This is a genomic window from Pseudomonas sp. CC120222-01a, assembly GCF_003097235.1.
In the GTDB taxonomy this organism is placed as follows: Bacteria; Pseudomonadota; Gammaproteobacteria; order Pseudomonadales; family Pseudomonadaceae; genus Aquipseudomonas.
Genome location: NZ_QEQQ01000002.1, coordinates 59091 through 72187, shown reverse-complemented (window position 1 = coordinate 72187; position 13097 = coordinate 59091). Strand labels below are relative to the sequence as shown.

The window sequence follows — 13097 nt, the reverse complement described above, 5'->3', positions numbered from 1 at the left end:
AAACCCCGGCCCAGAGGTCACGCATCGGGGTTATTTGCCCGACTTGATCTTGGTCCAGCTACGGGTGATGTCACGCTGGACCTTGGCATCCGGTGCAGCAATTGCGTACAGCTGTTTCTTCACATCAGCTGGCGGATAGATGCTCGGGTCGCTGGTGATGGCCTTGTCGACCAACGGAGTAGCGGCCTCGTTGCCGTTCGGGAAGCGCACGGCGTTGGTGATTTCAGCCATGACTTCCGGCTGCATCAGGAAGTCCATGAACTTGTAGGCAGCGTCCTTGTGCTCGGCATCCTTAGGGATGGCGACCATGTCGTAGAAGGTACCGGCACCTTCTTTCGGAATGATGTAGTCCACTTTGACCTTGTCGCCAGCTTCGTGGGCACGTGCCTTGGCTTGCTCGACGTCACCCGAGTAACCGACGGCTACGCAGATGTTGCCGTTGGCCAGGTCGCCGATGTACTTGGACGAGTGGAAGTAGGTGATCGAAGGACGGACCTTGAGGAACAGGTCTTCGGCGGCCTTCAGGTCTTCCTTGCTGGTGCTGTTGGTCGGCTTGCCCAGGTAGTGCAGCGCGGCCGGGAGCATTTCGGTCGGGGCATCCAGGAAGCTCACGCCGCAGCTCTTGAGCTTGGCGATGTTCTCAGGCTTGAACACCACATCCCACGAGTCGATGTGGTCGACGCCCAGTGCGGCCTTGACCTTCTCCGGGTTGTAGCCGATGCCGATCGAGCCCCACATGTACGGGAAGGCGTGCTTGTTGTCCTTGTCGCTGGCGTCGCCGACGGCCTTGAGCAGGTCCTTGTCGAGGTTCTTCCAGTTAGGCAGCTTGGAGCGGTCCAGCTCCTCGTAGACGCCGGCCTTGATCTGCTTGGCCAGGAAGTTGTTCGAAGGCACGACGATGTCGTAGCCCGACTTGCCGGCCAGCAGTTTGGCCTCCAGGGTTTCGTTGCTGTCGAAGACGTCGTACTTGACCTTGATACCGGTCTGCTTCTCGAACTTGGCGATGGTGTCCGGAGCGATGTAGTCCGACCAGTTGTAGACGTTCAACACGGTATCGTCAGCGTGAACAGCGGTAGCCATGCCACCCATCAGGGCGGCGGCCAGCAACGTTTTGCCCATTTTATTCATGCGTAATGCTCCAGAATTTTTATGTTAGCAACTGTCCAGCAGCCAGAACCCACGGTGCAGAGCGCGCGGCGACTGAAACAACCGCTAGTCTGGCAAGTTACAAGGCTCTGTTTCAAGGAAAGCAGGGCCTTGTAACGACTTAATGTCACATCGCTAGCCTAGCAAACGCTTATCGAATCGCCTCAAGGGTCAAATCGAGGCATTTGCGCGCCTTTTCCACCAGTTCATCCACTTCGGCATGGCTGATTACCAGCGGCGGGGCGATGATCATGGTGTCGCCCACCGCGCGCATGATCAGGCCGTTCTCGAAGCAGAAGTTGCGGCAGACCATGCCGACACCTTTGCCCTCGTAACGGCTGCGGGTCGCCTTGTCCTTGACCAGTTCGATGGCACCGAGCATGCCCAGGCCGCGTACCTCGCCCACCAGCGGGTGGTCCTGCAGCTCACGCAGACGTTTCTGCAAGTAGGGTGCCACTTCCGTGCGCGCCTTCTCGACGATCTTCTCGTCGCGCAGGATGCGCAGGTTTTCCAGGCCCACCGCAGCCGCCACCGGGTGACCGGAGTAGGTGAAGCCGTGGTTGAAGTCGCCGCCTTCGCTGAGCACCTTGGCCACCTTGTCACGCACGATCACACCCCCCATGGGGATGTAACCGGAGGTGAGACCCTTGGCGATGGTCATCAGGTCAGGTTTGAGATCGTAGTAGTCGGAGCCGAACCACTCGCCGGTGCGGCCGAAACCGCAGATCACTTCGTCGGCGACGAACAGGATGTCGTACTTGGCGAGGATCTCCTTGACCTTTGGCCAGTAGGTTTCCGGCGGAATGATCACCCCGCCGGCGCCCTGGATCGGCTCGGCAATGAAGGCCGCGACGTTGTCTTCGCCGACTTCGAGGATCTTCTTCTCCAGTTGCTCGGCAGCCCAGACGCCGAACTCGTCCGGGCTCATGTCACCGCCTTCGCCGAACCAGTAAGGCTGCGGAATATGCACGATGCCCGGGATCGGCAGGCCGCCCTGCTCGTGCATGCCGCTCATGCCACCCAGGCACGCACCGGCGAAGGTGGAGCCGTGGTAGCCGTTGATGCGGCCGATCATGGTCTGCTTGTGCGGCTTGCCCTTCAGCGCCCAGTAGTGGCGGACCATGCGCAGCACGGTGTCGTTGCCTTCGGAGCCGGAGCCGGTGAAGAACACATGGGTCATGCCTTCCGGCGCCACGTCGGTGATCGCCTTGGCCAGCTCCAGGGCTGGCGGGTGAGCGGTCTGAAAGAACAGGTTGTAATACGGCAGCTCGCGCATCTGCTTTTCTGCCGCCTGCACCAGTTCTTCACGGCCATAGCCGACCGCCACGCACCACAGGCCGGCCATGCCGTCGAGGATCTTGTTCCCCTCGCTGTCCCACAAATGCACACCCTGCGCCTTGGTAATGATGCGCGGCCCCTTCTCCTTCAACTGCTTGTAGTCAGAGAAGGGTGCAAGGTGGTGCTCGCCGCTCAGGTTTTGCCATTCACGGGTTTGCGGGTTGTTGACGCTCATGTGCCTCTCCATTTTCCGGCGGCCGCACCAGCGGCCTCAGGGTTGATCAGACAGCGAATAGCAGGAATTCACGCTCCCACGAGCTGATGACGCGCTTGAAGTTCTCGTGCTCGGCGCGTTTGGTGGCGACGTAGCCGGTGATGAACTTCTTGCCCAGGTACTGCACCAGCGCACGGCTGTTTTCCATGCGTTCGAGGGCGTCCTCGATGGTCAGCGGCAGGCGCAGGTTGCGGCGTTCATAGCCACGGCCCTGGACCGGCGCACTGGCTTCGATGCCCTCGACCATGCCGATATAGCCGCACAGCAGGCTGGCGGCGATGGCCAGGTAAGGGTTGGCATCGGCGCCCGGCAGGCGGTTCTCGACGCGGCGGTTCTGCGGGCCGGCATCCGGTACACGCAGGCCGACGGTGCGGTTCTCCTCGCCCCACTCGACGTTCACCGGCGCCGAAGTGTCGGGCAGGAAGCGGCGGAACGAGTTGACGTTGGGGGCGAACAGCGGCAGCGCTTCGGGGATGAACTTCTGCAGGCCACCGATGTGGTGCAGGAACAGCTCGCTCATGCTGCCGTCTTCATTGCTGAAGATGTTCTTGCCGGTGGCCACGTCGACCACGCTCTGGTGCAGGTGCATGGCGCTGCCGGGCTCGCCGGTCATCGGCTTGGCCATGAAGGTGGCAGCCACGTTGTGCTTGAGCGCGGCCTCACGCATGGTGCGCTTGAACACCAGGATCTGGTCGGCCAGGTGCAGAGCGTCGCCGTGACGGAAGTTGATTTCCATCTGCGCGGTGCCGTCTTCGTGGATCAGCGTGTCGAGGTCCAGGCGCTGCAGTTCGCACCAGTCGTAGACATCTTCGAACAAGGGGTCGAATTCGTTGGCGGCTTCGATCGAGAACGACTGGCGACCGGTTTCCGGGCGGCCAGAGCGGCCGACCGGCGGCTGCAGCGGGAAGTCAGGGTCTTCGCTGCGCTTGGTCAGGTAGAACTCCATCTCCGGCGCGACGATCGGCTGCCAGCCCTTGTCGGCATAGAGCTTGAGGACCTTCTTCAGCACGTTGCGCGGCGACAGTTCGACCGGGTTGCCCTTCTTGTCGTAGGTGTCGTGGATCACCTGGGCGGTCGGCTCGATGGCCCACGGCACCAGGAATACGGCGTCCTGGTCGGGGCGGCAGATCATGTCGATGTCGGCCGGGTCGAGCAGGTCGTAATAGATGTCATCGTCGACATAGTCGCCGGTCACGGTCTGCAGCAGCACGCTCTCGGGCAGGCGCATGCCTTTTTCGGCGATGAATTTGTTGGTCGGCGAGATCTTGCCGCGGGTGATGCCGGTCAGGTCGCTGATCAGGCATTCGACTTCGGTGATCTTGTGCTCTTTCAACCAATCGGTGAGCTGGTCGAGGTTGTTACTCATAAATACCTCAGGAGGTAAGGTGGTCCGCGCTCTGATTCTGGAGGGAGTAGATTGCTAAAGCAAAAACCCACGCGCAGGCGCACTGTGGATACACTGAAAACAAGCGTGTCCGTAGTGGGATCAAAGGGCAGGAATACGAGAAGAGCAACGAAAAAGCGTTACGAGGTGTGGTCCAGATGCGCAAAGCGTCAATTATTGCGGCCATGCAGGCGACAACTCGACTGATGCGTGCGGGAACGGCAGGGATACCCGACTGCACTGCACAGGCAGCGCGCTCAGGTCGCGACAAGCGGACCATGTGACCCTCGTATTATTGTGTTTTGGGTTGAGTCCGAGCTTAGCCTTGTTAAATTTTTTACACAACACCTCCGTAAAAAATAAAACACGGCATGTCGGAGATAGCCCTTTGTGAGGGAAATAGCGGATAATGGCACGCCCCGATATGCAGCAAATCTGCCGTCGATGTGCCATTTCGAGGCATCATGGGGTTGGCTTGACATCAGTTTGTCTTTTCGATTGACTGGTCCTGCAAGCCCCCCTTGATTGATATTTTTAACAACAAAGGTGTTGCATCATGTCGGTACCCCCGCGTGCCGTTCAGCTTAACGAAGCGAACGCGTTCCTTAAGGAACATCCTGAGGTTCTCTACGTTGACCTTCTGATTGCAGATATGAATGGTGTGGTGCGTGGTAAGCGCATTGAGCGCACCAGCCTCCACAAGGTTTACGAGAAAGGCATCAACCTGCCTGCCTCCCTCTTCGCCCTGGACATCAACGGTTCCACCGTTGAAAGCACCGGGCTGGGCCTGGACATCGGCGATGCTGACCGCATCTGCTATCCAATCCCCGACACGCTCTGTAATGAGCCTTGGCAAAAGCGCCCGACCGCGCAGCTGCTGATGACCATGCACGAACTGGAAGGCGAGCCGTTCTTCGCCGACCCGCGCGAAGTGCTGCGTCAGGTGGTGAGCAAGTTCACCGATATGGGCCTGACCATCTGCGCCGCGTTCGAGCTGGAGTTCTACCTGATCGACCAGGAGAACGTGAACGGCCGTCCGCAGCCACCACGCTCGCCAATCTCGGGCAAGCGCCCACAGTCGACCCAGGTGTACCTGATCGACGACCTCGACGAATATGCCGACTGCCTGCAGGACATCCTGGAAGGCGCGAAAGAGCAAGGCATCCCTGCTGACGCCATCGTCAAGGAAAGCGCCCCGGCGCAGTTCGAAGTCAACCTCCACCACGTTGCCGACCCGCTCAAGGCCTGCGACTACGCGGTACTGCTCAAGCGGTTGATCAAGAACATCGCCTACGACCATGAAATGGACACCACCTTCATGGCCAAGCCCTACCCGGGCCAGGCAGGCAACGGCCTGCATGTACACATCTCCGTGCTGGACAAAGATGGCAACAACATCTTCACCAGCGAGGATCCCGAGCAGAACGCCGCGCTACGTCACGCTGTCGGCGGTGTGCTCGAGACCCTGCCTGCGTCCATGGCGTTCCTCTGCCCGAACGTCAACTCGTACCGCCGCTTTGGCGCGCAGTTCTACGTGCCGAATGCGCCGAGCTGGGGCCTGGACAACCGTACCGTGGCCCTGAGGGTGCCAACCGGTTCTGCAGATGCCGTGCGCATCGAGCACCGCGTAGCCGGCGCCGACGCCAACCCGTACCTGATGATGGCTGCCGTGCTGGCAGGCGTGCACCACGGCCTGACCAACAAGATCGAGCCAGGCACGCCCATTGAGGGCAACTCTTACGAGCAGCTGGAACAGAGCCTGCCGAACAACCTGCGCGATGCCCTGCGCGAGCTGGACGACAGCGAGATCCTGAACAAGTACATCGATCCGAAGTACATCGACATCTTCGTCGCGTGCAAGGAGAGCGAGCTGGAGGAGTTCGAGCACTCGATCTCCGACCTCGAGTACAACTGGTATCTGCATACCGTGTAAGCAAAACGCCGCCCACATTGTGGGAGCGGCCTTGCGTCGCGATTGGGGTGCGAAGCGCCCCCCAAGATTTGTGCATCAAGCTGAAATCGCCGGGGCCGCTTTGCGGCCCTTTCGCGACGCAAGGCCGCTCCCACAGAGGCTGCGGTACAGGCTTATAGGGATTTCTCGAAAATCTTCGAATTGCGCTGGTAGTTGTACAGCGAAGCCCGCGCAGCCGGCAGGCGCTCCACGCCGCTAGGCGCAAACCCGCGTTCACGGAACCAGTGCGCCGTGCGCGTGGTAAGCACGAACAAGGTATTCAACCCCATCTGCCGCGCCCGCCCCTCGATGCGCTCAAGCAGCTCATCCCCGCGCCCGCCATGGCGGTACTCCGGGTTCACCGCCAGGCACGCCAATTCACCCGCTTGGGAGTCGGCAATCGGGTACAGCGCCGCACAGGCGATGATCATGCCCTCACGCTCGACCACGCTGAACTGCTCGATCTCACGCTCAAGCACCTCACGGGAACGACGCACCAGAATGCCCTGCTCTTCCAGCGGGCTGATCAGCTCCAGCAAGCCACCGACATCGTCGATGGTCGCCTCGCGCACCACTTCGAACTGTTCCTGCGACACCAGCGTACCGCCACCTTCGCGGGTGAACAGCTCGGTCAGCAGCGCACCGTCCTCGGCATAACTGACGATATGGCTACGCGCCACACCACCTTTGCAGGCCTCGGCAGCGGCATCCAGCAGCTCGCCCTGGTAATCACTGCCCAGGCGCGCCAGGTGCGGGGCGATCTGCTGCGGGCGCAGTTCGCGCACCAGCTTGCCGTTCTCGTCCAGCAGGCCCGGCTCAGCACCGAACAGCAGCAACTTGTCGGCGCCCAGCTCGATGGCCGCGCGCGTGGCGACGTCTTCGCAGGCCAGGTTGAAAATTTCACCAGTCGGCGAGTAGCCCAGTGGCGACAGCAGCACGATGGAGCGCTCGTCGAGCAGGCGGCTGATACCCTTGCGATCGACCCGGCGCACTTCGCCGGTGTGGTGGTAGTCCACCCCTTCGAGCACACCGATTGGCCGTGCCGTGACCAGGTTGCCGGAGGCCACACGCAGGCGTGAACCCTGCATCGGCGAGGCGGCGATGTCCATCGACAGGCGCGCCTCGATGGCCAGGCGCAGGGCACCGACGGCATCAATCACGCAATCCAGGGTGGCGGCATCGGTAATGCGCATGCCCCTGTGGTAGTGCGGGGTCAGGCCGCGATCAGCCAGGCGGCTTTCGATCTGCGGACGCGAACCATGCACCAGCACCAGGCGCACACCCAGGCTGTGCAGCAACACCAGGTCGTGGACGATATTGCCGAAATTCGGGTGTTCAACCCCATCGCCGGGGAGCATCACCACAAAGGTGCAGTCGCGATGGGCATTGATGTACGGGGAGGCATGACGTAGCCAGTTGACGTATTCGGGCATGACAGGGCCTGTGGATAAAGTGGACGGAGAACGGTGAATCACACGGCGTTCAGGATCATCGTCGGAACAGGCTTGCGGTCACGCGCGGTCTCCTCTAGGCAAGAACGAATCAACAGGGTGGACGTTTAATTCAGGCAATAGTGCCGGATCAGGTCACGCAATAGACGCACGGTAGGCTCGATTCGTGACATTTCAAGGTATTCGCCAGGCTGGTGGGCGCAGGCGATGTCGCCGGGGCCCAGCACGATGGTCTGGCAACCCAGCTGCTGAAGATAAGGCGCTTCGGTACCGAACGCTACCGCTTCAGCCCGATGACCGGTGAGGCGCTCGGCCACTTGCACCAGCTCGGCATCGGCGGCCTGCTCGAAAGGTGGCACCTCAGGGAATAGCGGTGCGTAGTCGATACGCACCTCATGGCGCTCGGCCACCGGCTGCAGCTTGCCGCGAATGGCGGCCCGCAGCTGTTCGACATCCATGCCTGGCAGCGGCCGCAGGTCGAACTCCAGGGCGCACTGGCCGCAGATGCGGTTGGGGTTGTCACCGCCATGGATGCAGCCGAAGTTCATGGTGGGCGTAGGCACGGTGAACTGCGGGTTGCTGAAGGTTGCCTGCCACTGCCGGCGCAGGCCCATCAACTCGCCCATCACCTCGTGCATGGCCTCCATCGCGCTGTGGCCCAGGCTCGGGTCGGACGAATGGCCGCTGCGCCCGAGGATATCGATGCGGTCCATGAGGATGCCCTTGTGCATGCGGATCGGCCGCAAGCCAGTCGGCTCGCCGATCACCGCCGCGCGGCCGAGCGGCTGGCCGGCAGCGGCCAGGGCACGGGCGCCGGACATGGAGCTTTCTTCATCGCAGGTGGCGAGGATCAGCAGCGGCTGCTTGAAATCATGCTCCAGCAGCGGGATCACCGCTTCGATGATCAAGGCGAAAAAGCCTTTCATGTCGCAGCTGCCCAGGCCGACCCAGCGGCCATCGGCCTCGGTGAGCTTGAGCGGGTCGCTGGACCATAGCTGTTCGTCGTAAGGCACGGTGTCGCTATGCCCCGCCAGCACCAGTCCGCCAGGGCCGCCACCGCGGCTGGCCAGCAGGTTGAACTTGCCGGGGCTGACTTGCTGGATGTCACAGCTGAAGCCCAGATCGCCCAGCCAGCCGGCCAGCAGGTCGATGACCTGACGGTTGGACTGGTCCAGTGCGGGTTGGGTGCAACTGACCGAGGGCGCGGCGATCAAGGCGGCAAACTGGTCTTTCAGCGTCGGCAACGGCATGCGCATACTCCTCGGAAGCGTTGCCCATCATAGGACTATCCGCCGTCTGGAATAAACCGTTGCCGGCCGACTCCTGTAGACTGCCCTGCAACGACGCCCCTCCTTCGAGCCTGTGATGCACAAAGAAACCGAACTCAAGCTCCGCGCCAGCCGCGAGACCCTGGCCGCCCTGCGCGAGCACCCCCTGCTGAAAAAGCGCAACAAGTCCGGCTGGCAGACTCGCGAGCTGCTCAACCAGTACTTCGACACCCCCGAACGCGACCTCTCCGCTGCCCGTGTCGCCCTGCGCCTGCGCCGTGACGGCGAAGAAGTCATCCAGACCCTGAAGTGCCGCGGCCAGAGCGTTGCCGGGCTGTCCGAGCGCAACGAGTACGAATGGCACCTGGACAAGGTCAAGCTCGACCTGAAAAAGCTCGACGCCACCTGCTGGCCCGAGCAATTGGCCGAGCTGGACAAGAAAACCATCAAGCCGCTGTTCACCACCGACTTCACCCGCGAATACGCCGAGATCAGCTGGGGCCGCGGCAAGAGCAAGGTCGTGATCGAGGCCGCACTGGACCAGGGCTTCGTGATCGCCGGCAAGCGCAAGGAAGAGATCAGCGAACTGGAACTGGAACTGCGCGAAGGCGCCCCTGAAGCGCTGCTGGAGCTGGCCGCAGAGCTGGCCGCGAGCCTGCCACTGATGCCGTGCGACATCAGCAAGGCCGAGCGCGGCTACCGCCTGCTGGAGCCGGACAGCTACGAGCTGGGCCTGCCTTCCACCGAACTGGACGCCGAAATGGCCGTGGACGACGCGTTCACCGCGCTCGCCTGGCAGCTGCTGGGCAGCAGCCAGCGCCTGGCCGAGCAGTACCGCCACAATGGCCACTGGCGCCTGCTGCAGGACTGGGTACAGTGCCTGGCCGAACTGCGTGCACTGGTTGCCAGCCTGGGCCAGGCCGCCCCACGCTCGACCACCCGCGAGCTGCGCGCCAGCCTCGACGCGCTGCTGGAAGACTGGCGCCCGCTGGTGCAGGCCGGCAACGACGACGAAGACATCCGCCGTGCCGCACCCGAGCAGTTCATCGAAGAGCTCGAAGACGTACGCTGGGGCCAGTTCTCCCTGGAAACCTCGCGCTGGCTGCTGGCCCGTGCCTGGACCGTGGAGCGCAAGGGCCGTGGCGAGCGTCAGGGCAAGGCGCAGCTGGCCAGCTGGCTGGCGCACCTGCTGGGCGAAGAAGGCCGCTCGCTGAAGCTGCCGCTGTACACCCAGCGCCCGGAAGACCTGGCCGAACAGCTGCCGCGTATCGAACAGCTGCTGGCCTGGCTGCACCATGCACGCCAGGTGCTCGAAGCGCCGCAGATGGACCGCCTGTACGGCGACTTGAAGAAGCTGCATGAACTGGCGGAACTGCCGATCAGCGATGAAGTGCTGGAAGCGCGGATCGAGCAGGCGCGGGCTGTGGATCAGAGCCGGGGCTGGAAGCACTTGCTCAAGGCTTAAGACCGCGTCTGCTTCTTCGCGGGCTTGCCCGCTCCCACAGGTACTGCACCGCTCTCGCGGCTGTAGATAGCCTGTGGGAGCGGGCAAGCCCGCGAAGGCCTCACCTCGATAGTGGCAGGCTGGTGGTGGACTTGATCTCCGACAGCGCCACGATCGAGTTCACTTCCTGAATCCCTGGCACGTTCGACAGCTTTTCGAAGAAGAAGCGCTCATAAGCCTCAATATCCGCAGTGACGATGCGCAACAAAAAGTCCACCGCCCCCATCAACACATAGCACTCCAGCACTTCCGGAAAGCCGCGGATCGCCTCGGTGAATTCGGTGAAGTTGGAGCGACCGTGGGCGTTGAGTTTCACCTCGGCGAAGATCTGCGTATTCAAGCCGACCTTCTTGCGATCCAGCAGGGTCACCTGCCCGCGGATCACCCCCTCCTCTTTCAAGCGCTGAATCCTGCGCCAGCAGGGTGATTGCGACAGCCCCACACGCTCGGCGATCTGTGCACTGGACAGCGACGCGTCCTCTTGCAGGAGCTCAAGAATGCGCCGGTCGTAGGCATCCAGTTCGCCTTGCATGAATAATTCTCCAAAATACGCTTATTCGAATTGAACAATCTGCAATAACAGCAAATCGATGGAATCATAGCGAAAAAATACCGCCTTCGACGTGCAAGAATTTCTCCCACATTCGCGGAGACCCAGCATGAATGCACTCGAACGCCCCCTGCCCCGCAGCAATGCCTGGGCCGCCAGCGCCAGCCACAGCACCGTACGCTATCGCCTTCAGGCCGAAGCCGAGCCAGATACGCTGTGCCGGGTGCTCAACCTGTTTGCCCTGCAGTTCCTCACGCCGCACAGCGTGCAGGTCAGCCAGCAGCAAGACTGGCTCGACATCGAGGTCGGCATCGGCGGGTTGAGCTGGCACCGGGCGGAAGTAATTGCGCAAAAACTGCGCAACCTGGTGTGTGTCGGGGAGGTGAGCCTGGAAAACCTGGCGCGGCTGGAGTTGGCGGTGATCTGAAGCCTGGCGGCGCAAAATCCCGAAATCCTTTCCCGAACCTCGCTGCGCCAGGCACGGCTAGCCTTGACCCAGGACTCCCCCAAGGCACGGACGCCGCCGATGTTCACTCTCAACGAACAATCCCTCGATCTCAAAAGCCTGCTGGACGCCTTGCAGGCCGACCAGCACCTGACCGCCACCGACTCATGCCAGGTTCGCGAACAAGCGTCCCGTTACAGTGCTCACCACCCGCTCGAAACCATCGCGGCCCTGGGCCTGGAAGATCGTTGCCAGCCTGGCCAGCTACTGAACCTGGACGCCCTCTGCCAATGGCTGGCGCAAAAGGTCGGCCAGCCCTACCTGCGCATCGACCCCATGCAGCTCGACCTGGCCCAGGTCAATGGCCTGATCTCCCCCGCCTTCGCGCAACGCCACGGCATCCTGATCGTGGCCAACGACGCCAACGCCATCACCGTGGCCAGTGCCGAACCCTACCAACAGCTATGGCAGGCCGACCTGGCGCGTAGCCTTGGCAAACCGATCCGCCGCGTGCTGGCCAGCCCGCTGCAGATTCGCCAACTGGGTCAGTCGCTGTTTCGCCTGGCCCACTCGGTACAAGGTGCGCAGCACCAGCAAGCAACCAGCCTGGGCGAGCTCGAACACTTGCTTGAGCTCGGCAAGCGGCAAGCAGACGCAACGGCCGATGACGCGCACATCGTGCATATCGTCGACTGGCTGCTGCAGTACGCCATCGAGCAACGTGCCAGCGATATCCATCTGGAGCCACGTCGCGAACAAGGCCACCTGCGCTACCGCATCGATGGGCTGCTGCACACGGTCTACGCCTTCCCGGCCAGTGTCACCCTGGCCGTGGTCAGCCGCCTGAAACACCTGGGCCGGATGGATGTAGCGGAGAAGCGCCGCCCGCAGGACGGCCGGGTGAAGAGCAGCCTGCCAGGCGGCAGCGAAGTTGAGCTGCGCCTTTCCACGCTGCCGACGCCCTTTGGTGAAAAACTGGTGTTGCGCTTGTTCGACCCGCGCCAGCTGCAGGAGGACTTCGACCAATTGGGCCTGGAGGGCGAGCCACTGGCCCAGTGGCAAACGCTGCTGCAGCGCCGCCAGGGCATCCTGCTGGTCACCGGGCCTACCGGTTCCGGCAAGACCAGCACGCTCTACGCCAGCCTCAAGCAGCTGGCCACGCCGCAGGTCAACCTGTGCACCATCGAAGACCCGATCGAGCGGCTGGAGCCAGCGTTCAACCAGATGCAGGTGCAGCCGGCGCTGGGCCTGGGCTTTGCCGAGGGCGTACGCACCCTGCTGCGCCAGGACCCGGACATCATCATGATCGGTGAAATCCGCGACCGCGAGACCGCACTGGTAGCAGTTCAGGCTGCACTCACCGGGCACCTGGTACTCTCGACCCTGCACACCAATGACACCTGTAGCGCCATTACCCGCCTGCTTGAGCTGGGGGTGGCCGATTACCTGATCCGGGCGACCCTGGGCGGGGTCATGGCCCAGCGCCTGATACGCCTGCTCTGCCAAGCCTGCCAGGGCCGCCCATCGAACGATCCATGCCAGGTCTGTCGAGGCACCGGCTACTTTGGCCGTACTGGCTTGTTCGAACTGCTGATCCCGAGCGATAGCCTGCGTGCACGGATAGGCGCCAGCACCGATCTGGCCGAGCTGCAACGGCAGGCTCTAGCTGAAGGGTTACAGGATTTGCGCAGCTGTGGGGAGGCAAAAGTGGCCCGTGGGCTGACCCGTTCCGAGGAGGTGCTACGGGTCTGTTCGTGAGCAAAAAACCCTTGTATTCAAGGAACTTGCGCCCATTTTTCGGGATCAAAACGGCCATTCCCAACCCTCACCCTTCGAGGTGTTTCAT

General features: G+C 62.2%; 10 protein-coding genes. 4 read left to right on the top strand and 6 right to left on the bottom strand.

Annotated elements, in window-relative coordinates; translation table 11 throughout:
* Positions 1-30: 30 nt before the first annotated feature.
* The 3 genes from N430_RS03220 to N430_RS03210 form a co-directional block, all read right to left on the bottom strand.
* Positions 31-1128 (bottom strand): polyamine ABC transporter substrate-binding protein, encoded by a 1098-nt coding sequence (locus tag N430_RS03220; RefSeq protein WP_110632726.1) that lies wholly within the window; start codon positions 1126-1128, stop codon positions 31-33.
* Positions 1129-1297: 169 nt separating this feature from the next.
* Positions 1298-2659: an aspartate aminotransferase family protein gene (locus N430_RS03215; RefSeq protein ID WP_110632723.1), complete on the bottom strand. Its 1362-nt coding sequence runs from the start codon at positions 2657-2659 to the stop codon at positions 1298-1300.
* Between the two features lie 46 nt (positions 2660-2705).
* The gene (locus N430_RS03210; RefSeq protein WP_110632720.1) at positions 2706-4064 is read right to left on the bottom strand and encodes a glutamine synthetase family protein; all 1359 of its coding nucleotides are present in this window, start codon (positions 4062-4064) and stop codon (positions 2706-2708) included.
* Positions 4065-4638: 574 nt separating this feature from the next.
* Here N430_RS03210 and N430_RS03200 point away from each other — a divergent pair.
* Positions 4639-6015: a glutamine synthetase family protein gene (locus N430_RS03200; protein WP_027920891.1), complete on the top strand. Its 1377-nt coding sequence runs from the start codon at positions 4639-4641 to the stop codon at positions 6013-6015.
* 152 nt (positions 6016-6167) lie between these two features.
* Here the strand turns inward: N430_RS03200 and argA are convergent, their stop codons facing one another.
* Both argA and argE read right to left on the bottom strand, forming a co-directional pair.
* Entirely contained in the window at positions 6168-7466 is a 1299-nt protein-coding gene (gene argA / locus N430_RS03195; RefSeq protein ID WP_110632713.1) for an amino-acid N-acetyltransferase, read from the bottom strand.
* Positions 7467-7591: 125 nt separating this feature from the next.
* Positions 7592-8734, bottom strand: a complete 1143-nt coding sequence (argE, locus tag N430_RS03190; RefSeq protein WP_110632710.1) for an acetylornithine deacetylase — start codon at positions 8732-8734, stop codon at positions 7592-7594.
* Between the two features lie 115 nt (positions 8735-8849).
* On the opposite strand from argE, the gene N430_RS03185 reads away from it, so the two are divergent.
* Positions 8850-10217: a CYTH domain-containing protein gene (locus N430_RS03185; RefSeq protein ID WP_110632707.1), complete on the top strand. Its 1368-nt coding sequence runs from the start codon at positions 8850-8852 to the stop codon at positions 10215-10217.
* Positions 10218-10317: 100 nt separating this feature from the next.
* Here N430_RS03185 and N430_RS03180 read toward each other — a convergent pair whose 3' ends face one another.
* The gene (locus N430_RS03180; RefSeq protein WP_110632704.1) at positions 10318-10788 is read right to left on the bottom strand and encodes an Lrp/AsnC family transcriptional regulator; all 471 of its coding nucleotides are present in this window, start codon (positions 10786-10788) and stop codon (positions 10318-10320) included.
* A gap of 127 nt (positions 10789-10915) precedes the next feature.
* Here N430_RS03180 and N430_RS03175 point away from each other — a divergent pair, with 127 nt between their 5' ends.
* The gene (locus N430_RS03175; protein WP_110632701.1) at positions 10916-11233 is read left to right on the top strand and encodes a hypothetical protein; all 318 of its coding nucleotides are present in this window, start codon (positions 10916-10918) and stop codon (positions 11231-11233) included.
* A gap of 99 nt (positions 11234-11332) precedes the next feature.
* Complete coding sequence (locus tag N430_RS03170; protein WP_110632698.1) at positions 11333-13009, top strand: GspE/PulE family protein; 1677 nt, start codon at positions 11333-11335, stop codon at positions 13007-13009.
* Positions 13010-13097 lie beyond the last annotated feature (88 nt).